We start from the raw sequence: 22,342 nt of genomic DNA, 5'->3' as shown, positions 1-22,342 counted from the left end.
CGAGGAAGGCTGCACCCGGATCGCGGAGTCTTCGGGCGTCGCGGGACAGCAGGGGTAACACAGAGCGTGGCGGCCCTGCAAGCGCGCGATTAGCTTCACCGATGAGTTGCGGGCTTCCGCGCAGCGGTCGCAGTTGTCGGCGCCGACTGTCGGCCCCAGTAGCCCCGACGGCGGGCGCAGGATCCGCCGACCGAAGCGGGGGTTACGGTGGATGATTAACAATCCGACGATGAGGCTGCAAAAATGATCAATGTCCAGGAGTTCGCGCGACGGTTGAGTACTCTCGGAGCTGATGCGTTCACCAGCGACGACGTCGTGGACCTGGCGACCGCGGCCGATGTTCGCATCAGTGCAGACGTCGAGATCGACGCCACCGTGGCGCAGCGCTTGCTCGACCAGGTCTCGCCCACCCTGCCGGTCACCGGGGCCCAGATCGCGGCGTCGCTATGGCCGCCACCGGAGTCTTCCCGTCCTGCGGCGCCTTTGGTGTCGTTCTCCAGCCCTGGTGCCGTCGACGGACCGGCTGATCAGCCGACTCGACGCCGCAGTTCCGGGTCTGCGGGTAGAGGCCGGCGACCCAGCTCCCGACGAACTGGCAGGTGAAACCGCAGTCCCAGCTTTTCAGCAACCCCCAGACTGCTCGCCGCAGCCGTCGACCACGCGCGAGCTGCGAACCCCACTCCCGCCGCCATCATCGGCTGAACGTCGTCCTCCTGTCCGGCTCCGTACGCCCGGGCAGGCTCGACCCGCGATGATCCCGGTGAAGCATGCGGGTCGCGGCGTGAGCGTAAGGTCTGGCAGCCTGCACAGAACGTTTAGCCGCGGCCGACGCGGCTTCGTCCAACGAGGGGCCGCCGTGTCCAGCGAAACAACTCGTTCGCCGCTCGTACTGGCGATCTCGTGGGGCCACATGGACGTCGAGGACCTTGGAGTTGGCAAGGACTTCAAGCTGCACCCCGGCGGTGGCCGTCCGTGGGATTGGTCCGAAACGGGTACCCGCCACAGCCCCGGTGTTCAGCCCGACGATGTCCTAGGGCTTTTAGCCCACGGCGCTACGACCGTCGTGCTGTCGCGTGGCATGCAACTGCAGCTGCAGGTCGACCCGCGTACCCTCAGACTGTTGGAGGAGCGCGGGGTGACCGTCCACGTGGCCGAGACCACCGAGGCAGTCCAGATCTACAACGACCTCGCCACCAGTGGCACCGCAGTCGCAGGGCTGTTCCACTCGACCTGCTGAACGCAACGATAGAGACACGCTTGCGGCGGCTGATGAGGACGGTCATCGGCTCGAATGGGCTGTGAAGTCTCCTGCGTACTCATCCGATTCGACGCTTGCGCCCATCCGTGCGAGCAGTTGGATTTGCTCACCGCTCAGCCGCCAGCCCATCGCGTTGTAGCCGCCGTCTGGGTCGTCGAACCAGCGAACCATCATCAGACCTGCGTCGACGTCGCCGCCGTCTACGAGGGCCCGCACCCGATCAGCCGCCGGCGCGATACGGGCAAGCACGGTGGACGCCTGCTCGTCGATTCGTCCGTGCGTCTCACAGCGGATTTCCCACCGATGAGCTGCCGGGACCGGCCTCGGCGACGTGCGACGGCTTCCCATGGCGGCGGTCCGATCCGGTTCAAGCCCGAGACATTCCGTGATCTGGTCGGCTGTCACCGCCTCGCTGTCAAGCCAGAAGTAGCAGTACTGCTGAACCTTCCACGGCCCGTCCACCATGTACGCCAACCTATGCGTTCGAACCCGTAGGCGTGCACTCAATTCGGCTAGATCCGGACGCCGCCGGGTCGACCAACATGACTGACCATAGTCGATCTTGCAGGGCAAGCGCAGTCGGAGCCGCACTCGCAGATGTCGATAGCTGTCGTGTACTCGGTGGTGCGCCGGCCCTGCGCTCGAAGCCGTACGCCGACAACACCGGCCGTGCTCGTCGCACCTGACGCGGCGGGCTGTGTCGAAGGTTCGTGTCGAGGGTGTTCGACGAGCGTCGACCCACTTCTACTTGTTCCTGGCATTGAGGGTTCGGCGGCTGGCCGGCCACCAGGGATGGCGTCAGTGGCGTCGCGAGGCATTCCGGATGCGGCGGCACCCGTAGAGGTGAGGCTGCGAAGGGCGCGTCCAGACCGCGTCGAGACCTGGGACGGGTGCCGTTGGAGGAAGGGAAGCGGTGGTCATGGGCTTGGATCACGCGTCTGCCGGGGAAGAGATCGTCCGGCATCGTGGGCTGTTCATCTGCTTGGAGGGGATCGACGGGGCCGACAGGACAACTGCTGTCGGTCAGGCCGTCGAGGCGTTGGACGGCCGTACCACCCTAAAGCTGCGCTGATGGTCCGGCCGCCGATTCCTCATGTCGCTATGCGTCCGCTCTGGCGGTGTCGTAACTGTGGTGCCGAGTGGCCTTGTCAGCCGGCTCGGCTGGCGCTGTTGGCGGAGTACCGGAACGACCGGACCGCGTTGCTGCTGTTCCTCGGGGCGTTGATGACCGAGGCGAGCGGTCAGCTTCACCAGCTCCATCCGGACCGCAGGCTCGACCTGACGGAGCGGTTCATGTCCTGGGCCAGGGCGCGCTGATGAGGGCCATGCCAAGGGCAATGGACCGCCGGTGCGACCCGAGCGCGTCGAGGCTGTCAGCGTGCGCGTAGCGGGGCGTGTTATGTAGTCTAGGTCCAGGTCGCGGCTGTGGCCACGCAGCGATCGACCGGCCTCAACCACCTCCTGCAAGGCGCGGCGGGTGTCACCGGGCGGTGAGCCAGACTGCGTATTTCGGGTTGATGCCTCTATGGTTTTAGGGCGACGGAGTTACCCCGCGCAACCGATCAGGCCGCAGCTGCTGCAACCGGCTGTTCCCCGGATAATCTTCAGCCATCACCGCTACCAAAGAGTTGGTAGTGATCTGCTTCCCGCCTCCGCCCTGTTGTAGCAGACCCGTGGCGTGCCACCAGCGGGTGGCGCCGGTCCCAGACGAGAGCAGGCGCGACGCGTCGCCGCCAGCTCGCTCCCACAGGCCCTCTTGTTGTGGGCCGTCTGGGTAAAGCTCGCGCCCCACGGCCGCTAGATCATTGCGGTGGTCGCCTTGGTCGCGGCTGTCGTTGTCGGGCGCCCAGCGCGTGAGCATCTCGAACAGGAACGCAGATGCGTTAGCGGCTGCGAGCGGCTGTGAGCCACCCGCGTCGGCCGCCGCCTTTCCATCGACGAGATCGGAGATGCCTCGGACGGCGATGACGCGGGCACGTTCGGTCGAGTGCCCCCCGCGGAGCGTGCCGAAGTCCTCCATGTCGACGGCGACGGCGTCGCCGTACGACGCTAGGACGAGCGCGACCACGTCGGAGCGCCGATCCGCTAAGACCTTCTCGCCGACGATGATGGGAGCCACGAGTGCAGCAGGAGGGCGTCCGGCGGCCTGCCATGCCCCAGCGGAACCGGTGCCGCGCATGAGCCACTCATCATCGGCGGCGACTGCCCTCGCGATTTGAACCAGGGCGGGACTCACTGGGGCGATCTCCGGGCGAGGGCGTAGAGCCATCTCCTGCTTGCCCCCTTCAACCCAGTAGACCTTGTTCGATGCAACAACGTCGCCGACTGCGACATCCTTCAGGCCGCCGGCAACACCCAACATCGCGACCACAGAGGGACGAAAGGCGGCCTCGGCGCGGGCGGTCAGGATGGCCGCGTCCACGTTGCCCGCCCCGGTTTCGATCACGGCGACCCGTCGGCCGCTGCCGCCGCTGAAGCGGCCGACATCGGCGGCTAGACCGGTCACGCTCTCGACGCGCACATCGTGCAGGTGTTCACGGACTGCGCGGCGCTCAAGCTGAAGCGCGGTCACGATGAGGACGTCAGCCTGTTCCGTGGTCATGTCCACTTTCGCTCCTGAAGACCCATTATGAGGACGCGCAGGTCGGGGTTGTTCGGGTAGTCGGACATCATCGCATCGAGTAAGACGTTCAGCGGCGGCGCGCCGTGTTGCCCGCGCATCATCGCGTCCAGCGCCAACCCCCAGCGGAGCCGGCCAGTAGAGGCGTCCGGCAGGTCCGCGTCGTGACCGCCAGTGCGCTCCCACAGTGCGTTGTCGGCGGGCCCTCCTGGGTAGAGGCGCGCGGCGGTGTCATGTAGCGCGTCACGCAGTTCGTCGGCAGTTGCAAGGTCGCGAACGCCCTCGCTGAAACTGATGAGTCGACGCAATCGTTCGAGGGTGCTGAACATCTGCCCTACCTGATGTGCGGCGACCCGCAGGTCAGGTCTGATCCGGGCCAGGTCGGTGATGGTCTCAGCGGTGCGCTTCCAACGGCGATCGATGACCAGACGGGCCAGCTCTGTGGCGTCCGTGGGCGTAAAGAGCCCGCGGCTGACCACGAGCTCGGCATGCTCGGGGCGCGCGGCGGGCAGCACCCGCAGGACGGTCACGGCCTGTCCTGCGTCGTCGTGGGCGACGGCACCAAGCACACTTGGAGCGAGGATCGCGGTCTGCAGTTGAGATTCAGGAGCGGGGGAGCCCGGTTGCAGACTGCGCGCGACGGCCGCTGCAGTTGCCGCCTTGAAGCCTTCGATGCTCCCTGGCGGCAGCCGATCCCACAGGCGCGCCCGGTCAGGGTAGCGAGACAGATCGGCGGCAGATGTGCGGGACAGCGCATTGAGCAGGATGTCGTCGACTGGTTGGTCGTCTGCGGTGAGCGCGAGCAGCGGTGCAGCAGCGTTCTCTGGTGAGACGATCTGCCACGGGTCTGCGCCGTGTCGGGTTGCAGCTGCCCAAACGGCGCGGAACCTCTCGTCCGCGACGTCTCCTACAGTGAGCAGCCCGGGTTGCTCGGCGACGAGCCGTCCGGCGCGTTCGGCGAGCCCGAAGTCCGCAACCTGGAGCGCAGCGCGTACGGTGCCGACGTCGCCGGTGCGTCTGGCGAGAATGTCGTCTGCTGCATCCGTCCGTGGTCTGATGCTCAGGTGTGCCTTCCACGCGGCGGCAGGGACGGAAGCGTCGACAGCGGTGGCGTGAGTTCGAGGCAATCCATGTTGGGCTGCCGCTGCCACAACCCACTTAGGTGCGATGCCGACGGCTTCGATGGCGTCAGCGAGCGCGGCATCAAAGTCGATGCGTGAGGAGGCGTTCCGAACGAGCCAGGTTGTCGCGTCGGCACCACGAGGGTGACGCAGAATAGCCTCGGCGACCGGTGATAGCGCGAGCCGGTCGGCGGCGTCCTGGAGCGCACGGGCCAGCGCCTGCCCGAACGCATCAGCCCTGTCGGTGAAGACAGTCTCGGTGGCCGCGTCGGCGAAGTCATCGCCACGAAGCGGATCCGAAAAGGCTGCACGGGTCCAGTCGGTGAGCAGGTCGGCGAGGGCGGGGGCTGATGGCATGGCCTGCCATGGGACGCCGCGCAGCCCGCGAATGTCGGCGAACCTGGCGGTGGGCGTGATCGCGGCAAGCCGCGCGAGGGCCGTTCTCTTCGGACCTTGTCCCTCGTCCGACGCCGGTTGAAGGAGGCCGAGAAGTTGTACAAGGGCGCGGGTTGACTCGTGGTTGAGGTCGCAGACGCTCGCCAGAAGCTCAGCTGCGGTGGCCAGGTGGCGCCATTGAGTGAACGCCGCGTTGCCGATATCGAGGTCTCGGGCAAGAGCGGCGGCCCGGCCGTTGTCGTCGCCAAAGAGGGCTTCGCGGGCCGGGTCCGCCGGCTTGGATTTGTCAGCACCGACTGTCAGCCAGGCACTCCAGCGCGCGGCGGCACGGCTGGGAATAGCTACAGCGACGATCGACGCGCTGTTGGTAGGCACCGATAGGCCGTCGGGGTGGAACGCTGCGCCGAACACCACCCGGGCGCGGTCGGAGGGCGAGAGGTGAGCCCACAAGCAGCCGACTGCGTCGGCCAGGCCCGAGCCAATCCAGGCAGCGCGGCGGCGTGCGAGCAGTGCGGAGGCAAGTGCGCCTGCACCTGAAGGATGTTCGTGCGGACCGGCAGACGAAACCGGTACGGCCTCCATCGGTGAGCCGAGGTCGTCTCCTGTGTCCTCGAGTCGCGCGAGCAAGGCCAGCAAGTCGAGCTCGTCCAATAGAGAGATGGGCACGACGGCGGCGGTGGTTGCGACCATTCCGGGGCGAGCGGCGGTGTTGTCAGGAATGGTGACTTGGACAATGTAGGCGTCGTCGAGGCGGTATCCGGAGGCAAACGGCTCGATGACGTCGGGGCTGTTCGGTGGCGCGTCCGTATGCCAGATGATCTTGCCTAGTAGGTCAGCGTCGACACCGGTGTGCGCGAGCAGTGTGTGGGCGCCACCGCGGTTGCCGAACCTCGCCAGGCGAATCCCGCCGCTCATCGCGGGTCGACGAGGAGCGTGAGGTCGCCGTCCCGTTCTCCAGCGGAGGTAATGATCCAACCCATCTGCTGCGGCCCGGCGTCGAGGTAGTCTGCGGCGGGCTCGGCTTCGTCGAGCGGCTGGCCTTGCGAGGACAGGCCGACGACGTCGAAGAGGCCCTTCCAAGTGGCGCGACAGTAGGAGTTCAGGAGGGACAGCCTCTCACGTGCGATGTTCGCGGGGAGGGTGCCGGACGGTGCGCCAAGCTCGTCCCAGCACGAGAGCACCAGGGTCAGTCGCGGCAGGGGCCGCGGTTGACCGCTGTTGAGCCGCCGGGTGTGAAGCAGCGCTTGGAGAAGCTCCACTGCCCACATGTCGACGGGCAGGGCGTGAGGGTCGCCGTCTTCCGGGGCGAGCGACGCGCGGGCGAGTTCGCCGATCGGGCGGGTCAGCACGTCGGGTAGGTCGGGGTGCCGCGCGAGCCGGATCACGAGCAGCCATTGGTCCCCGGACGCGGCCTGGCTGTGCCACCGATCCTGAATCCGGCGTTCGTCGACGAGGCGCCGGAGATCCTCACCGGCGTAGTCGGGCACAGTGACGTCAATCGGGCGGTCGTCGAGGTCGACAGCGGCGAGGCTCAGCGAGGTGTCGGTGCCCTGTGGCGTGTGGGCCACGGCGAGGCCCTGCTGGAGCCGTCGGAACCCCTCCTCGATCGCGGTCAGCGAGGCGGGTGCGGCGCGGGCGCGCAGCTTCCCCTCGCCCGCGCTGAGTCGGCCGTGAAGCTGAACGAGGAACGTCGTCTTGCCCGCGGCGGGTCCCCCAAGCACGAGCACGCGGCGGGCGTCGTTGGCGACGGTGATCAAGACTGCCCCGCAGCGGACCGAAAGGCGAGGAACGAATCGTTGGACTCCGAGCGGTCGTCGGCGACGCGGGCGCGCCGCGGCGCTAGCGCCGCGGCGGTGCCGAGGTCGATTGCAGCGGTCACGGGTTCGCAGTCGCGGTCATGGACGGACACCCGGACAGTGACCGCGCCGAACAGACGAGCATTCAGGCCGTCGATGTGTGCCTGGATTTTGCCCGGGACGCGGATGTCCGCCTTCGTTTGTACGGGTACAACGGGACGGCCCTGCGCCACTGACGCGAGGCGGCCAGCGAGAGTCTCGTAGTCACCTCGTGCGGTCCCGCGCTCGGGCCCGGCGAGGGCATCGCTGTCGGCAAGGATCACAAACGCATCCGCCGCCTCGGCGATCCACGCGGCCCCGGGGGCCTGCGCGACGTCGTACGCCCACTCGGAGTACCACTCGCCGGGCACGTCCGTGTGCAAAACGTGCGTGGGCGAGTCACGCCCGATGCTGACGGCCGTATGCAGCAGGGCTGGGGTGCGGTTGTCCGGTGCCGTGGTGTGCGGCGGGAACCCCCGACCGTGCGGGACCCACTGCAGATGGCGGGCGATCTGGTGCCAGCCGATGAGGGTGTAGGAGCCGGCGAACCGGTAACCAAAGTCGCCGACTCCTCGGCGGGCGGCAAGCCAGTGAGCAGCGAGTAAGGTCGTCTTGCCCGCATTGGCCGCGCCTACGACGCCGACGAGGTGGGGCCGGCCGAGTGCGGCGACCGCCGAAAGGTCTGCAAGGCCGAGCGCAAGGCCCGACCACGGCAGCGACCGACCTTCCGACCTGTCGATTCCGTCGCCCTCCAGATCAGGGGCGCCAGCGAAGTGCGGGCAAGGCTGCAGCCCCAACACACAGACGGTGTCGGGCGCGAAGCAGGTCGTGCGCTGGCACTGCACGCTGGCGACCGGCGTTCCTGGGGCGGTCACTCGACGTCGCCGGGCTGTTCCGGCGGCGCGGTTGCGGCGAGGCGGCGCGCCTGCAGGTCACGAAAGAGGAGGACGGCGGCGCGGCCTGCGGGCAAGGTCTGGCCGGACGGCACCAGCGGCGTCTGCGTCCCACCGCAGACGGCGTCAACTAGCGTCGCTGGCGCGATGTTCGCCGAGCCGGGCAGCGCGTCGACCTGGCCGGCGGCGGCGAGTGCTGCGACGGTGACCTCTGCGGACCCTGCGGCGTCATGCACAAGATCGGCAAGAAGATGCTCGACGGCGAGTGGCGCGATCAGCGGCACAATGTTGTGGAGGTCGACGGCGGCGGCTATGGCGACATCGGCTGGATCTAGGTCTGCATAGGAACGGGACAACCGAGTGCTGAAGATCGTCTCGCGCCACCACAGCAGCTCGCTACGCAGCCACACCGCCTCCATCGTCTGTTCCTGGGCGGCGAGCGCCTCGCGCAGCCGTGCCCCGAGCCCCGTCGCGAAGTCCTTCAGCTGGGTCACCGAGCGCCTATGTGCTTCGGCCGCGAGCACCTCGGAGACGCCGATGACCTGTTCGACATGCTCTGCGAACTCTCCTTGGAGCTGCTGGGCGAACACGTTGTAGCTGGCGGCATCCTCAAGCTCACTAGCGCGGTTCCTCAGCGGTGTATCGATGGGGATTTTCTCATCCTCCGCCTTCGGGATCGTCGGCATCCGTAACCTGCTCGGCGCTGGCGCCGGCGACCAGATGCCCGTAATGCTGCTGCGAACCTTGCCCTCCCATTCGGCCGCCAAGTCGGTGACGGGGTTGGCCCACCGGCCCGCAGGCAGGCACTCGGTCGCGGTACGCAGCGCGTACCAAGCTGCCTGGCGCATCGCGTCGTCGTTGTCGACGACGTCGGCCACGGCGGCCAGCGCCACCGCGCGCAGGATCTCGGTTGGCTGCCCAGGGAAGGCGTTGCGGAACGTTTCCCACCGCTCGAGGAGCGCATTCTCAGCCGCCGCGAGCGGTGCTGCAGTTGCTGGCACCAACTCATCGATGGCAGCGACTACGGCGTAGGGAACGAGCGTGCGTAACTCACCGGCGAACTGAGCCGCGAGGTCCTGCGCCGCACCACGGACACGCCCGACCCGGTCCTCGTCATCCCCTAATTCCGTCAGCAGGCTGGAGCGGAGAAGCCCCCTGATCACGTCCATCGCTCTCCTCGCTGGTGCGCTGACGGCCCCACGGCGGCGAGGAGCGTGTCGCGGCTATCAGCGCATGGTAGATGATCCGACGGTCCGGAGGTTGCCCACGGTGGAGTAGCCGCACTCCCTGGGAGCGGTGGATGGTCATGGCTTTGAAACCCGCCGGCGAACCCGTGGAATGAGGTCAGCGCAGGAGCAGGTAAGCAGGCCGTTGTGCAGGATGTGGGCGCGCACCTGACATCCTTGATGGTCGGGAAGACTCCCGACGATCAAGGCACGATAAGTGCGTCGTACTTGGAGGCAAGCATGGCGGATCTGGAAGTAGGCGCCACGAAGTTGCTGCTCGTCGAGTACGAGCGTTTGAAAGAAGAGCAGAAGACGAGGATCGGGTTCCGGGATAACCTGATCTACGCAACGCTCGCATCGATGGCAAGCGTGATCGCCGCGACTCTTTCTTTAAAGGGCCATGCGAACTTGCTGCTTCTACTTCCGCCGGCGAGTACGGTACTCGGCTGGACCTATCTCGTCAACGACGAGAAGGTGTCTGCGATCAGTCGGTATATTCGGGAGAGTCTTAGGCCCACGCTTGCCCGCCTCGAGCCGGCCCGCGACGACGCCGTCTTTGGATGGGAGGAATTCCATCGTTCCGATCGCCGCCGGCGCTCGCGCAAGATCCTGCAGTTGCTCGTCGATCTAGGTACGTTCTGCGTGCCGGCCTGTGGCGCGATCGTCGTCTACTGGGTCAACGGCCCGTGGAGGTGGCCGTTCATGATCGTGTCGCTCTTGGAACTGGCTGTCGTGATCGGTCTCGCCGTCAAGGTGATCCTTTACGCTGACCTCGGCGTCGAGGCGAGGGTTCCCGCAACCGGCAACGACAGCACTGCACCCTCGGTGGGCAGCGATTCGTAGTGTCCGCATTGGAAGCTCTACACAAAGGCATGTCCTGTGATGATCGTCTGCGCGGTGGGTAGGTGCGTAGCCCTATAGCGGTTGTGTCGAGATGGGCATTTGGTTGACCTCGCCGTGCTAGTCGAGGGCGCGATATACGTGCCGCCGAGCCATCGCTGAACTTAAAGATGCAGGTCGTGTCAACGAACCAACGGTCACCAGATAAGTGAGGAGCGAATCCGAACCTATGGCTGTGCCCCCGCAACTCGGCCAGATGAACGGGAATGACGTAGTGCCTTTGGTCGACGTCCTGTCGCGGCACGCTTGGTGTCGTGGAGCGCGATGTTGATCAGGCGGGCCGGAGCTCCCTGGGTGCTCCATGGGTGCTCGGACGTCGGGGAACTGGCATGGACCCTCTCGGACCGGCGCGGAAGTTGGGCCCCTGCCCCGGTGCGGGAAGTAGTGCTGCGCGGCTCGTGGTCCACCAGGGGGCGTGGAACTGCGGCTATCCGGCCCTACGGATCAGAAGGTTAGGGGTTCGAGTCCCTTCGGGCGCACAAGATCATGAGGGGTCTGACCTGCGGAAACGCGGGTCAGGCCCTTCTTGCTGTCTGGCCTGCGTGGACGGTGGGTGTCACGTGGGTGCGACGTGGGTGCAGCCCCGGACGCGGCCTTCTCGCGGGCTTGTCGGGACGTGACCCGCGGCTTTGCGGCCTGCTTGCGCTTGGTTGGGGTCGGAGCACCTGTTTTCGGTTTCGTCGGCGTCGGGGTGCCGGTTGTGGGGCCGCGGTGGGGCCGGTTCTTGCGGGCGCTGGCTTTGATCTTTTTGCGGGTGCGGCGGGCGGCGTTGAGGACCAGTTGGGCGGTGGCGTCGGCGCAGCGGCGTTGGATCTGCGGCAGGACGCTGGTGTAGGTGTCGGCCGTGATCACGATGCTGGAGTGCCCGAGGAGGTCCTGCAGGGTCTTCAGGTCGGCGCCGGCTTCGTGGGCGAGGGACGCGGCGCCGTGGCGCAGGTCGTGTAGGCGCACCGGGGGCAGCCCGGCTCGGCGGACGAGGATCCGGAAGCGGGTGGTGGCGTAGTTCGGGTTGATCGGTTTGCCGTCTGAGCGGGTGAAGACGTATCCGGTGTCGGTCCAGGGCGTGCCGTTCTCTGCCGCCTCCGCCTTGCGGTCTTGCTCGTAGCGGTGGTGCACGCGCAGGATGTGCAGGCTGCGTTTGTCGAGGGCGACTGAGCGCCGCCCGGCGGGGGTCTTGGGTTGGCCTTCGACGATGGTGTAGCCGGCGGTGGTGCGGTTGCGTTCGATGGTCAGGGTGCCGCGGTCGAGGTCGATATCGGACCAGCGCAGCCCGCATAACTCGCCGCGGCGCAGTCCGCGCAGTCCGGCGAGCCACCAGAGGGCGAACAGGGGGTCGTCGTTCACTGCGCTGAGGAACTCGGCAAGGTGATCGGCGGTCCAGACCGCCACGGCCGGCCGGGCGCCGGTCTGTTCCCAGGACTCGACGCGCGCGTCGGTCCAGACCTTGGCGTGGGGTTGCTGGTAGCCGGCGATCTCGATGTGCCGGGCCGGGTTGCAGTCCAGGATTCCTTCCTTGACGGCGAGGTTGAGGGCGGCCCGCAGGGTGGTGCGCAGGTGGTGCATCGCGGAGGCGGACTGCGGACGGCCCTTGGTGTTTCTCGTTGCCGCTATCTGCGCGAACACGGTGCGCAGGAGCGGGGCGTCGAGGTCGGCGAGGCGGTAGCGGCCGAGGTGGGGGATGAGGACGGTGTCGACGTCGCGGGTGTAGTGGAAGCGGGTGGTGGGCCGGATCTTCGTGCGGTTGTCGAGCCAGTGGCGCAGCCACCGCTCGACCGTCCAGCCCTGTGCCGTCCGGTCCGCCTCGGTCGTGGTCAGCCATTCATCGCGGGCGTGGCGGGCGGCGGCCTGCGACGGGTAGCCACCACGGCGGACCCGCTCGCGGCGGCCGAGCAGGTTTCTGGCGGAGCAGTGGAAGTACCAGGTGCCGTGGCCCCGTTCGCCCAATCGGGGGCAGGACTGCTCCAATCGCCGCCGCTGGTCGTCCCGGCACCCGCACCGTTTGAAGATCACACCTGACGTCGCCATGACCGTGCCCTTTCGATGGAGTCGCCTGTTCCACCGACGCCGACCCAACTGTAGGTACGGGCCCATCGACCGGCGCTCGCCACCTGTGCCTTCCGACGGTCCACCCACCGGCGGGGCGGCGGCCAACTCGGGAGCTGGATGGTGACTCTCGTCGAAGGCCGGAGGCAAGGCGTGCCGTGGAGCAGCGGTACCGCCAGAGACAGGATCCGGCGATCTTGAGTCCAGCTGACTGCACCACGCCCTCGAAGGTGGTGTAACGGGTCGTGTTGGTGCTGGGCGCTGCCCGCATTGGTCTACTCGGGTGCGGTGAGAACCCCTGTGGTGAGCAGCAAGGCTTCGAGTTGGTGCTCGACGAGGGCGGGTGCTTCGGGTCCGCGCAGTATGCCATCGGCGTGTGGGTGGAGGCCGAGAATGGTGACCTGGATGGGTGCGGCGAGTTGGGAGCTCGTTGATGCGGCCGGCGAGGAGGTCGGTGGCGGCGGTTAGCAGTTCAGCGCCCCAACGTTCGGTCGCCTCCTCGCTTGTGTCGACGGTGTCTTCTCCGTCGTCGTTGGTGAGCACGCCGTCATCGGCCAGCATGTCCAGCGTGAGTTCGAGTTCAGCCTTGCCGTCGATGAGTTGGATCTGCCGTGTGACGGAGTCGTAGGCGGCGGTCAGGCAGTGCTCGCCACGACGTAGCAGCGTCTGCTCCAGGCCGCCTTCCCAGGTGGAGTCAGCTCAGCCCAGCCATGACGCGCGAGTGTCGATGTCAGGTGTTCGAGGACGCGGTCGGCGTAGTCGGGGTCTTCGCCATCGCCGTAGAGCCGGTGGTACGAATCGGCCCAGCGGCCGTGGGTGCTGTCGCCGGCTGCCGCTGCGACGTGTCGTGCGGTGACGGCCGGCATGAGTAGCGCTGCCAGCTCCGGGACGTCGTAGTCCGGACAGCCGCCCCGGTGGCACCAGTTCTCACCGGGGCAGGTGAGGTTGACGCGGTGGACCGTGTCGACGGTGTCGGTGCCGTCGGCGGACCGGGTCGCGACGAGGACGTAGCTGTGCAGCGGGCTCGGGACGCCGACCAGGCCCTCGTCCGGGCGCATCGCCCCGCCATATACGAACACCACGACGCCGCTGCGCCGTTCGTCTGCCCAGCCCGCGATAGCGGCGTGTGCGAGCGCAAGGGTGGCGGCGTTGTCGCCGGGGTCCCAGGTTTCCAGCGCCCAGCGAGGGCTGTGGCGCCAGTCGCCCACGGCTGCGAGGGCATCAACGACGACCTCGTACCGATCCGACGAGTTGTCGATCACCGGCACCCCACCCAGGGTCGGACTCGTGGCGAGCAGTTCGCTGGCCACGCCTGGGTCCTGCGCCGCCGGCACCGGCTGAGCCGCTTCGGGTGACCACCAGCGCACGTCGTCGGGGATCAGCGACTCGTTGGCCGCCGCGTCGATCGTGATAGTTGTGGCTGGCGCGCCGTCTGCGAGGCCGAGGAACGTGAAGAGTGCGGATTCCCATGCGCCGATGCCGCCGGACACCATGGCCAGTTCGGGGCGTTCCTGTCCGGCGGCGGGGAGCATGATGGTCACCGCGCCGAGTTCGGACAGGGCGGCGATCGGCAGCGGTCGGTCCGGCTCGCGTTCGTCCTCCGGCGGCCTGACCGCTGCTGACGTCATGGGTTTGCCGTCGCGGTCGACACGCGGAATCCACGTCGGCCGCCGCTCCTGACGGCGCCGGATTGTTACGACCTGCTTCAGTAGCTCTTCTTTGGAGGGGTGGAACGCAGAAATCCGTCCGCGACCGGTCGGAGAAACCGCCTCCGCGAGCACCGAAGGGACCTGATGCGTTGGTTCCCCGCCCGGCGCGATCTATCCCGCCGGTTGTCCCATGGTGCCGTTCGGAAGCGGCCGGGGCCCTGATCATGGTCACGGTGCTTCAATGGTGGGTATGCCGCTCGACGAGTTGCGCGTTCTGCTGGCCCGGCACGCTCGGCCCGACCTGGGCACCGGCATCGCCGACGTCCGCATCTTCCGCGCCGACCGGCCCAACCCGCCGACGCCGACCACCTACGGCAGGGTGCTGGCCCTCGTCGCCCAGGGCACGAAGCGGTTCGCGCTCGGTGACCGGGTGTACGAGTACCAGGCCGGCGAGTACCTCGTGGCCTCGATCGACCTGCCGGTGACCGCGCACTTCGCCCGGGCCAGCCCTGAGGAGCCGGCGCTCGGCTTCGGCCTGACCCTCCACCCGGCCGCCGTCGCCGAGGTGCTGCTCCAGGCGGACCCGGCGGACCTGCCGGCACCCGCCCCCCATCCACCAGCCGGCCTGGCCGTCAGCAAAGCCCCTGTCGAGCTGCTCGACGCCGCCGTCCGGCTGCTGCGCCTGCTCGACCAGCCCCGCGACATTCCCATGCTCGCGCCCCTGATCAAGCGGGAGATCATCTGGCGGCTGCTCACCGGTGAGCAGGGCGGCGTCCTGCGCCAGTTCGGCCTGCCCGACAGCAGCCTCAGCCACATCGCCCGGGCCGTCCAGTGGATCCGCGACAACTATGCGCAGCCCTTCCGGGTCGAGGACGTGGCGCAGCGGGCGGGGATGAGCGTTTCGGCGTTCCACCGCAACTTCCAGGCCGTCACCTCGATGAGCCCGATCCAGTACCAGAAGCAGATCCGCCTGCAACGCGCCAGGCTGCTGCTCGCCGCCAACCCCGGCGACGTCGCCGGGGTCAGCCGCAGCGTCGGCTATGAGAGCGCCGCACAGTTCAGCCGCGAGTACCGCCGGCAGTTCGGGGGCCCGCCCCGCCAGGACGCGGCCCGCCTGCACGCCCGGACCGCCACGCGGGCCGCGCCGCGCGGCAGTTGACGAGAACTCGCGTTGTCTTGCCCGTTCCTGCCCGCCTGCCCGACGGACAAGCCGGTGCCGGCACGCCCCCGGTAGCCTGCCCGGACACAGGGGCGAGGTCGGCCGGGGGCCGACGGACAACGACAGGCGCGTGAGGTACGGGTGGCCGGTAGCGAACTGTACGGACGCCACGACGACCTGGCACAGCTCGCCGAGTTCCTCGACGGGGTGCGCCAGGGCGGCGCCGTGCGGCTGATCTGCGGCGAGCCGGGGGTCGGCAAGTCCGCCCTGATGACTGCCGCGACGGAACTCGCCCTCGCGGGCGGGATGCGGGTGCTGCGGGCGTCCGGGTCGGAGTTCGAGGCCGACGTCAGCTACTCCGGCCTGCATCAGCTGCTGCTGCCCGCGCATGGGGCCCTGGACAGCCTCCCGCCCGGTCCGCGCGAGGCGCTGTCGGTGGCGCTCGGGTTCGGCGTCGGCACGCCCCCGGACGTCCTCCTGGTCTGCAACGCGGCACTGCTGCTCGTCACCGAGCTCACGACCGACGGGCCGGTCGTGCTGGTGGTCGACGACGTGCACTGGCTCGACCGGGCGAGCACCGTCGTCCTCGGCTTCGTCGCCCGGCGGCTGGCGGGTCGCCGGGCCGGGCTGTTGGCGTCGACCAGGACGGGAACGGTGAGCTTCCTCGACCTGCGGGGGCTGTCCGAGCACGTCGTCGGGCCGCTCGACGACGAGGCCGCAGGGCGGCTGGTCGACGCCCGCCACCCGCAGCTGCCAGCCCGGGTGCGCCGCCGCCTGCTCGACCTCGCCCAGGGCAATCCCCTTGCGCTGATGGAGTTGCCCGCCGCGCTGCTGGGTTCCGTTCGGCGCACGGAGACGCAGCCCGAGGTGGTCCCCCTCAGCGACCGGTTGCAGGCGATCTTCGCGGCCCGGTTGACCGGGCTGCCCGAGGCGACCCGGCGGGTGCTGCTGCTCGCCACCTTCGAGGGCACCGGCGACGTCCGGGTGCTCCGCGCCGCCCTGCCCGACCAGCCCAGCCTGGCCGACCTTGCCCCCGCCGAGCGGGCGCAGCTCGTCCGGGTGGACGACGCCACGGCCCAGATCGCGTTCCGGCATCCGCTGATCCGGTCGGCGATCGTAGCCATGTCCACCCACGAGGAGCGCCGCACCGCGCACGTCGCACTCGCCGGAGCCCTGGTCGACGACGAGGAACGCCGCGCCTGGCACCTCGCGACGGCCGCCGTCGGCCCGGACGAGGCGGTGGCGGAACTCCTTGAGGACGCGGCGCACCGGGTGATGCGGCGCGGGGACGGGTTCGCGGCGGTGGCGGCCCTGGTGCGTGCCGCCGAGCTGAGCACCACGAGCGCCGGCCGGGGACGGCGGCTCGCCGAGGCCGCGTACATCGGCGCGGAGGCCAGCGGCACCATCGACGACGCGAAGATCCTGCTGACCGACGCGCGTCAGGCGGCTCCCGACTCCGCCGGTTCCCTGCACGCGGCCAACGCGACCGCCTTCCTCATGATCAACGGGGACGGCGACGTGAACACCGCCCACCGGCTGCTGGCGGGCGCCATCGAAACCGGCGACCACGGCTACCGGGCCGACGACCCCGCGCTCGTCGAGGCCATGCACACCCTCCTGCTGCTGTGCTGGTACGGCAGCACCCCGGAATACTGGGAACCCTTCTTCGCGGTGCTCCGCCGGATCGAGCCCCGGCCGCCGGATGTGCTCGCGTTGGCGAGCGACAGCTTCGCCGACCCGGTACGCACCGGGAAGGCGGCGCTGGGCCGGATCGACGCGGTGCTCCGGACGCTGACCGAGAACGCCGACCCCACCCGCATCATGCGGATCGGCACGGCCTCGGTGTATCTCGACCGTCTCGGCGACTCGCGGGAAGCGTCCTGGCGGCTGGTCCAGCACGGGCGCAACGGCGGGGCACCCCGCCGGCACCTCGGGGCCCTGATGCACCTGTGCCTCGACGACTTCCTGACGGGCCGGTGGGACGAGGCCGAGGAACTCGCCGCCGAGGGCCAGCGGACCTGCGACACCAGCGGCTTCTCGTTCTTCGCGTGGTACTTCCGGTACAACCGGGCGATCCTGGCCGCCGCCCGGGGACGGTTCGACGAGGCGTACGCGCTCGCCGACGAGATCACCCACTGGGCGCTGCCCCGGGGCGTCGCCGCCGCCGCGTTGTTCGCGCAGCATCCCCGGGTGCTCGCCGCCATGGGGCAGGGCGACTACGACGCCGCCTTCGGGCACGCCGCCGCGATGAGCCCGCCCGGCGTGCTCGCCTCCCACGTGCCGCACTGCACCTGGATCATGTTCGACCTGGTCGAGGCGGCCGTACGCACCGGGCGTACGGCCGAGGCCCGGGCCCACGTCCAGGCGATGCGGGACGCGGATGTGGCTGGCCTGTCGTCCCGGATGGCCCTGCTCCAGGCCGGCGCCGAGGCCCTCGTCCTCGACGACGACGAGTCGGTGACCCGCCTGGAGTCCCTGCTGTCCGACTCGGCGACGGGGCGGTGGCTGTTCGACGGGTCCCGGGTGCGGTTGGCCCTCGGGGAGAGGCTGCGGCGGACCCGGTCGCCGGTGGATGCCCGGCGGCACCTGCTCGCCGCACGCGACGGCTTCGCCGCCATGGCGGCCGAGCCCTGGCTCGCCCGGGTGGAGGGGGAACTGCGCGCCTGCGGCCACCGACCGGCCCCACGGCAGCAGGGTGACCTGACCGCGCTGACGGCGCAGGAACTCCAGATCGCCGAACTGGCGGCGAGCGGCATGACCAACAAGCAGATCGCCGAGCGCCTGTACCTGTCACACCGGACCGTCGGTGCCCACCTGTACCGGATCTTTCCCAAGCTGGGCGTCACGTCCCGGGCCGCGCTCCGGGACGCTCTGTCGCCGCCTGCTGCTGAGCAGACTGCGCGCTGAGCTCGTCGGCCTGCGTCTCCTTCGCTTCGAGCAGCCGCTCCAGGAGCCGCCGGGTGGTGGGGTCGTCGTCGCCGACCCAGCGCACCGCCTCCTGCAACGTCTGGACGAGGATCCGCGCCCCGACGAGGTTCTGCGTCACGATGCCGACGACGTCACCGTCGGGGAACGCCCGGAAGGCGACCCGGGACCGGGCGCTCAGGTGCTGCGGGTCGTAGTCGCCGACGCACCCGAGTTGCCGGATCCGGGTCGCGACCAACCGGGCGTCGCCACGGTCGCGGTCGGCCCCGGCGAACAGGAGTTCCGCGAGCGGCCGGGCCGCCGGGGCGCGGACGACCAGCGCGTGCTGCTCGTACTGCAACGAGGACACGACCAGGCTCGCCAGCAGCACGTTGAGCAGGCGCGTGGCCGCCGTCAGATCGACCCGGTTCGACGGCGTGACCGGCCCGTCGTCGAGGTCGAACAGGGCCCGGTCGCGGACCTCGCGCATCCGCAGCACGGTGGGCGGCGATGCGGGGTGTTCCCGTCCTGATGGCGTCACGCCGTTGATGGTGCGGCGCGGCTCTCGGCCCGCGCATCTGTCGAATGACCTAACCCGGGGCCGAGGTGCCGGGGCCGGGCGGTCCCTGCGACCCCGGCCCAGGGCACCGGGCCGTGGCGCGGGCCGGCAGCCCTGCTCACGTCACCGGTCCCGCCCGGCCGCCGGCCTGCCCGGTTGCGGCACCACCGGCTAGGTCATCGGCCGTCGGCGGCCCGGATCTCGGAAGTCGGATGACTGATGAAGGCCGACCGGGCGGCACCGAAAGTGGATCCCAGCCAGGCAATACCGTCGCCGCCGACATCCGGCGGCAGCCGCCGAGGAGAGTGCCCGATGACCGCAAGCTACGGCTTCCACGCCACCATGACCGCCCGCCCCGGCAAGGGCGACGAACTGGTCGACTTCCTGCTCGCCTCGCCGTCGCTGGCGAACGAGGACTGCGTCGTCTTCCTGATCGGCCGATCCGCCGCCGACTCCGACGTCGTCCACGTCACCGAGGGCTGGACGACCGAGGAGGCGCACCACAGGTTCTTCGCCACCGACGAGGCGCAGGCCCTGGTGACCCGGCTCCAGCCGCTGATCGCCGGCGAGCCGGCATACCTCGACGAGGTGCCGATCGGTGGCAAGGCCGCCATCTGAGATCCGGCACGGACATCCGCCCCTGCGCACCGAACACGAACAGGAAACCCCTCATGGCACTGACACGTCCCCCTCTCGACCCCGAGCTGCGCGCCCTCCTCGCCGACATGCCGCTCGTACCCGAACTCAACCGCGAGGTGCTTCCGCAGATCCGGCGGTTCTCGTCGATGCCCGTGGAGCCGCTGCTCGAAGGCCGGGCGATCGACCGGCGCGAGGTCAGCATCGCCGGTGCCGACGGCGCGGACATCCCACTGTCCGTCTTCAGCCCCGCCGGCCCGGCCCGCACCGCCCCGGCCCCGTGCGTCTACTGGATGCACGGCGGCGGAATGGTGATGGGTGACCGCTTCTCCCAGCTCGACATCCCTCTGGAGTGGCTCGACCTGTTCGGTGCCGTCGTGGTCTCCGTGGACTACCGGCTGGCGCCCGAGGCCACCGGCACCAGCCTGGTCGACGACTGCTACCACGGTCTGCTGTGGGTGGCCGAGCATGCCGACGAGTTGGGCGTCGACCCGGGCCGGATCATCGTCGCCGGGGTCAGCGCCGGCGGCGGCCTCACCGCCGGGATCGCCCTGCTGGCCCGCGACCGCGGTGGCCCGCCGCTCGCTGCCCAGGTGCTGATCTGCCCCATGCTCGACCACCACAACGACACCACCTCCAGCCGCCAGTACGCCGGCGAGCCCGGCGTGTGGACGCGCGAGATGAACGAGTTCGGCTGGCGGTCGGTGCTCGGTGATCTGGCCGACGACGCCGTACCCGCTCACGTCTCTCCCGCGACGGCCGGCAACCTGTCCGGCCTCCCGGACACCTACGTCGACGCCGGCACCGCCGAGGTGTTCCGCGACGAGGCCGTCGCCTACGCCACCCGCGTCTGGGCCGCCGGTGGCCAGGCCGAGCTGCACATCTGGGCGGGTGGCTTCCACGGGTTCGACGCCCTGTACCCGCAGGCGCTGATCTCGGCCCAGGCCCGCCGCGCCCGCACCGACTGGCTCGCCCGCATCCTGACCCCGGCCGCCGGGCCGGCCCGGCCGCAGCTCTCCGGGCAGCGGGCCGGCTGATGAGCGACAACCACCGGGCGGAGTTCCTGCGCGAGTTCCTCCGTGACCCGTTCACCGTCGCCGCGGTCGCCCCCAGCGGCTGGCCGCTGGCCGATCTCGTCACCGCGCCCGTGCCCGGCGTCGGTGAGCCGCTGGTGGTCGAGCTCGGCCCCGGCACCGGAGCGTTCACGGCCGCCATCCAGCGCCGGCTCGCCGGCCGGGGTCACCACCTCGCGGTCGAGGTCAACGCGCGGTTCGCCGGCCTGCTGGCCGCCCGGTACCCGCGCCTGGACGTCGCGGTGGCCGACGCCCGGGACCTCGGCGAGGTGCTCGCGCGGCGGGGCCACCGCCGGGCGGACGTGATCGTGAGCGGCCTGCCGTGGGCGGCGTTCGCCGGGAACCAGCAGGACGAACTGCTGCAGGCCGTCACCGACGCGCTCACCCCGGACGGGGCGTTCACCACGTTCGGCTACACGCTCGCCCGCTGGGCCCCGCCCGCCCGGCGACTGCGGCGGGCGCTGGGCGACCGGTTCGAGGAGGTCGTGACCGGCCGCACCGTGTGGGCGAACCTGCCGCCGGCGTTCGTGTACTTCTGCCGGCGACCCCGGGTGGCAGCGCGACCGCGCACGCTGGTGTCCCTGGCCCGCTGAGCGACGAAAACCCGAGAGGAGGATCGGCCATGGGGAAGCGGTCCGATCCGGCCGTGCGCCCGGTCGGTCAGGACCACCGCGCGACGCCGTTCGAGCTGTTCTTCGACCTCGTCTACGTCTTCGCGACGACCCAGATCACCGCCTACCTGGCCCACGAGCACAGCCCGTACGGTGTCCTGCGGGGGCTGCTGATCCTGGCCCTGCTGTGGGGAACGTGGTCCGGCTACACCTGGCTGGGCAACCACTCCCGGGCCGACGAGGGTTTGCTGCGGGCGGGAATGGTCGGCGCGATGGCGGCCATGTTCGTAGTGGCCCTGGCCATCCCCGAGGCCTGGCGGGACGCTCCAGGCGGCCTGCCCGGCCCGGTCGTCCTGGTCTGCGCCTACCTGTTCGTCCGGTGGGTGCACCTCGCGGTCTACGCGGTGGCCGCGACCGGCGACGCCGGACTGCGGCAACAGATCGCGGTCACCTGGCCACCCCTGCTGGCCGGCGCGGCGCTGCTGCTCTGCGGGGCGCTATCGGGTGGCCGGGCCCAGGTGCTGCTGTTCGGCGTCGCGTTGCTGGTGGACTGGGCCGGCATCTACCTCACGGCCAGGCGCGGCGCGTGGCGACTGCACAGCCCGGCGCACCTCACCGAACGGCACGGCCTGTTCATCATCCTGGCCCTCGGCGAGTCGACCGTCGCGATCGGGGTGGGGGCCGCCGGCCAGCCCATCGGCGTGCCGCTGCTGACCGCCGCCGTCCTCGGCGTCGGCACCGCCGTCTGCCTGTGGTGGCTGTACTTCGACGTGGTAGCACCCGCGGCCCGGCGTCGCCTCGTCGCAGCGCACGACGCCGCCCGGGTCAGCCTGGCCGTCGACGCGTACACCTACGGTCACTTTCCCCTGGTCGCCGGGATCGTGCTCACCGCGCTCGGGGTGGAGGGTGTGGTGGCCCACGCCGACGAGACAGGGCCGTTGGGAGTCTTCTACGCGCTGTCCCTCTACGGCGGTGCGGCCCTCTACCTCGCCGGTCACCTGCTGCTCGAACGGCTCGTGCACCGTGCGACGAGCCTGCCGCGCCTGGTGACGGCCGGAGTGCTCACCGCCGCCGGTCCGGCTGCCGCCACGCTCGCGCCGATGGCCGGCCTGGCCGGGCTGGTCGCCGTCCTGATCATCCTGATCGTCGTCGAGACCCGCCAGCACCGTCGGAATTCACGTCCGCCCATTCCGCCGGTCGACGTGGCGGCGATCGTCGGTGGACCGGAATCGCGGAGGATCGAGCAAGGAATCGCGAGGATCGAGATGGATGCCGCACCCGATAACTGATTACCTGAACACTTCTTTCGAAAGACGCGATACCCGATTCAATTACAGATCTTGAATGGTCAGGTTCGTCCGATGTGGTCTGTGTGGCGGTGTGGGGTTGGGGTAGATCGATGGGATGAGGTATCCCGATGGTGGTGGATTGTCCGCGCGGGGGCGGGCGAAGCGTGAGG

Annotated in this window: 18 protein-coding genes; 9 read left to right on the top strand and 9 right to left on the bottom strand. The window is 69.6% G+C overall.

The window, feature by feature from the left end; genetic code table 11:
- Positions 1-292: 292 nt before the first annotated feature.
- A complete protein-coding gene (locus H1A17_RS35560; protein ID WP_309236780.1) occupies positions 293-1,237 on the top strand; it encodes an Mth938-like domain-containing protein in 945 nt (314 codons plus the stop codon).
- Positions 1,238-1,279: 42 nt separating this feature from the next.
- Here the strand turns inward: H1A17_RS35560 and H1A17_RS15740 are convergent, their stop codons facing one another.
- On the bottom strand, positions 1,280-1,723 hold the full coding sequence (locus H1A17_RS15740; protein WP_194822200.1) for a DUF4279 domain-containing protein: 444 nt from the start codon (positions 1,721-1,723) through the stop codon (positions 1,280-1,282).
- 705 nt (positions 1,724-2,428) lie between these two features.
- On the opposite strand from H1A17_RS15740, the gene H1A17_RS34460 reads away from it, so the two are divergent.
- Complete coding sequence (locus H1A17_RS34460) at positions 2,429-2,575, top strand: hypothetical protein (protein ID WP_228543622.1); 147 nt, start codon at positions 2,429-2,431, stop codon at positions 2,573-2,575.
- A 214-nt stretch (positions 2,576-2,789) separates the two neighbouring features.
- Here the strand turns inward: H1A17_RS34460 and H1A17_RS15730 are convergent, their stop codons facing one another.
- From H1A17_RS15730 to H1A17_RS15710, 5 genes are all read right to left on the bottom strand, one after another.
- On the bottom strand, positions 2,790-3,860 hold the full coding sequence (locus H1A17_RS15730; protein ID WP_194822199.1) for an effector-associated domain EAD1-containing protein: 1,071 nt from the start codon (positions 3,858-3,860) through the stop codon (positions 2,790-2,792).
- Positions 3,857-6,310, bottom strand: a complete 2,454-nt coding sequence (locus H1A17_RS15725) for an effector-associated domain EAD1-containing protein (RefSeq protein ID WP_194822198.1) — start codon at positions 6,308-6,310, stop codon at positions 3,857-3,859. Before H1A17_RS15725 ends, H1A17_RS15730 begins: the two co-directional genes overlap by 4 nt.
- On the bottom strand, positions 6,307-7,152 hold the full coding sequence (locus tag H1A17_RS15720; RefSeq protein WP_194822197.1) for a hypothetical protein: 846 nt from the start codon (positions 7,150-7,152) through the stop codon (positions 6,307-6,309). The genes H1A17_RS15725 and H1A17_RS15720 overlap by 4 nt, the downstream gene beginning before the upstream one ends.
- Positions 7,149-8,027 carry a hypothetical protein gene (locus H1A17_RS15715; protein ID WP_194822196.1) on the bottom strand — a complete coding sequence of 293 codons (879 nt, stop codon included), beginning with the start codon at positions 8,025-8,027 and terminating at the stop codon, positions 7,149-7,151. Before H1A17_RS15715 ends, H1A17_RS15720 begins: the two co-directional genes overlap by 4 nt.
- Positions 8,028-8,101: 74 nt before the next feature.
- Entirely contained in the window at positions 8,102-9,292 is a 1,191-nt protein-coding gene (locus tag H1A17_RS15710; protein ID WP_194822195.1) for a GTPase-associated system all-helical protein GASH, read from the bottom strand.
- Between the two features lie 297 nt (positions 9,293-9,589).
- Here H1A17_RS15710 and H1A17_RS15705 point away from each other — a divergent pair, with 297 nt between their 5' ends.
- Positions 9,590-10,192 carry a hypothetical protein gene (locus H1A17_RS15705; protein ID WP_228543621.1) on the top strand — a complete coding sequence of 201 codons (603 nt, stop codon included), beginning with the start codon at positions 9,590-9,592 and terminating at the stop codon, positions 10,190-10,192.
- A gap of 501 nt (positions 10,193-10,693) precedes the next feature.
- Here H1A17_RS15705 and H1A17_RS15700 read toward each other — a convergent pair.
- Together H1A17_RS15700 and H1A17_RS15695 are read right to left on the bottom strand one after the other, a co-directional pair.
- Positions 10,694-12,274 carry a tyrosine-type recombinase/integrase gene (locus tag H1A17_RS15700; protein ID WP_228543620.1) on the bottom strand — a complete coding sequence of 527 codons (1,581 nt, stop codon included), beginning with the start codon at positions 12,272-12,274 and terminating at the stop codon, positions 10,694-10,696.
- A gap of 653 nt (positions 12,275-12,927) precedes the next feature.
- Complete coding sequence (locus tag H1A17_RS15695) at positions 12,928-14,073, bottom strand: hypothetical protein (RefSeq protein WP_194822194.1); 1,146 nt, start codon at positions 14,071-14,073, stop codon at positions 12,928-12,930.
- Between the two features lie 118 nt (positions 14,074-14,191).
- Here H1A17_RS15695 and H1A17_RS15690 point away from each other — a divergent pair, with 118 nt between their 5' ends.
- Both H1A17_RS15690 and H1A17_RS15685 read left to right on the top strand, forming a co-directional pair.
- Positions 14,192-15,100, top strand: a complete 909-nt coding sequence (locus tag H1A17_RS15690; protein ID WP_194822193.1) for an AraC family transcriptional regulator — start codon at positions 14,192-14,194, stop codon at positions 15,098-15,100.
- A gap of 141 nt (positions 15,101-15,241) precedes the next feature.
- Positions 15,242-18,007, top strand: coding sequence for an AAA family ATPase (locus H1A17_RS15685; protein ID WP_194822192.1), 2,766 nt, complete (start codon positions 15,242-15,244; stop codon positions 18,005-18,007).
- Here H1A17_RS15685 and H1A17_RS15680 read toward each other — a convergent pair.
- The gene (locus H1A17_RS15680; RefSeq protein WP_194822191.1) at positions 17,943-18,545 is read right to left on the bottom strand and encodes a ferritin-like domain-containing protein; all 603 of its coding nucleotides are present in this window, start codon (positions 18,543-18,545) and stop codon (positions 17,943-17,945) included. The genes H1A17_RS15685 and H1A17_RS15680 overlap by 65 nt on opposite strands.
- A 330-nt stretch (positions 18,546-18,875) precedes the next feature.
- On the opposite strand from H1A17_RS15680, the gene H1A17_RS15675 reads away from it, so the two are divergent.
- The 4 genes from H1A17_RS15675 to H1A17_RS15660 are packed head-to-tail and all read left to right on the top strand — an operon-like array spanning position 18,876 to position 22,172.
- Complete coding sequence (locus tag H1A17_RS15675) at positions 18,876-19,181, top strand: putative quinol monooxygenase (protein WP_194822190.1); 306 nt, start codon at positions 18,876-18,878, stop codon at positions 19,179-19,181.
- A gap of 53 nt (positions 19,182-19,234) precedes the next feature.
- Positions 19,235-20,236, top strand: a complete 1,002-nt coding sequence (locus H1A17_RS15670) for an alpha/beta hydrolase (protein ID WP_194822189.1) — start codon at positions 19,235-19,237, stop codon at positions 20,234-20,236.
- Positions 20,236-20,865, top strand: coding sequence for a class I SAM-dependent methyltransferase (locus tag H1A17_RS15665; RefSeq protein WP_194822188.1), 630 nt, complete (start codon positions 20,236-20,238; stop codon positions 20,863-20,865). Before H1A17_RS15670 ends, H1A17_RS15665 begins: the two co-directional genes overlap by 1 nt.
- 29 nt (positions 20,866-20,894) lie before the next feature.
- Complete coding sequence (locus H1A17_RS15660) at positions 20,895-22,172, top strand: low temperature requirement protein A (protein WP_194822187.1); 1,278 nt, start codon at positions 20,895-20,897, stop codon at positions 22,170-22,172.
- The last annotated feature ends 170 nt before the right edge of the window (positions 22,173-22,342 follow it).

Origin of the sequence: Micromonospora sp. S-DT3-3-22 (genome assembly GCF_015354745.1) — a bacterium.
Lineage (GTDB): Bacteria > Actinomycetota > Actinomycetes > Mycobacteriales > Micromonosporaceae > Micromonospora > Micromonospora wenchangensis.
Note: the sequence above shows the minus strand (reverse complement) of the source record. Positions and strands in the feature narration are given on the sequence as shown.

Bases quoted from the DNA above. Each gene is read 5' to 3' on its own strand.
- H1A17_RS35560 (WP_309236780.1), top strand. From the start codon at position 293: ATGCGTTCACCAGCGACGACGTCGTGGACCTGGCGACCGCGGCCGATG.
- H1A17_RS15710 (WP_194822195.1), bottom strand. From the start codon at position 9,292: ATGGACGTGATCAGGGGGCTTCTCCGCTCCAGCCTGCTGACGGAATTA.
- H1A17_RS15700 (WP_228543620.1), bottom strand. From the start codon at position 12,274: ATGGCGACGTCAGGTGTGATCTTCAAACGGTGCGGGTGCCGGGACGAC.
- H1A17_RS15660 (WP_194822187.1), top strand. From the start codon at position 20,895: ATGGGGAAGCGGTCCGATCCGGCCGTGCGCCCGGTCGGTCAGGACCAC.
- H1A17_RS15730 (WP_194822199.1), bottom strand. From the start codon at position 3,860: ATGACCACGGAACAGGCTGACGTCCTCATCGTGACCGCGCTTCAGCTT.
- H1A17_RS15740 (WP_194822200.1), bottom strand. From the start codon at position 1,723: ATGGTGGACGGGCCGTGGAAGGTTCAGCAGTACTGCTACTTCTGGCTT.
- H1A17_RS15705 (WP_228543621.1), top strand. From the start codon at position 9,590: ATGGCGGATCTGGAAGTAGGCGCCACGAAGTTGCTGCTCGTCGAGTAC.
- H1A17_RS15675 (WP_194822190.1), top strand. From the start codon at position 18,876: ATGACCGCAAGCTACGGCTTCCACGCCACCATGACCGCCCGCCCCGGC.
- H1A17_RS15690 (WP_194822193.1), top strand. From the start codon at position 14,192: ATGCCGCTCGACGAGTTGCGCGTTCTGCTGGCCCGGCACGCTCGGCCC.
- H1A17_RS15665 (WP_194822188.1), top strand. From the start codon at position 20,236: ATGAGCGACAACCACCGGGCGGAGTTCCTGCGCGAGTTCCTCCGTGAC.
- H1A17_RS15670 (WP_194822189.1), top strand. From the start codon at position 19,235: ATGGCACTGACACGTCCCCCTCTCGACCCCGAGCTGCGCGCCCTCCTC.
- H1A17_RS15725 (WP_194822198.1), bottom strand. From the start codon at position 6,310: ATGAGCGGCGGGATTCGCCTGGCGAGGTTCGGCAACCGCGGTGGCGCC.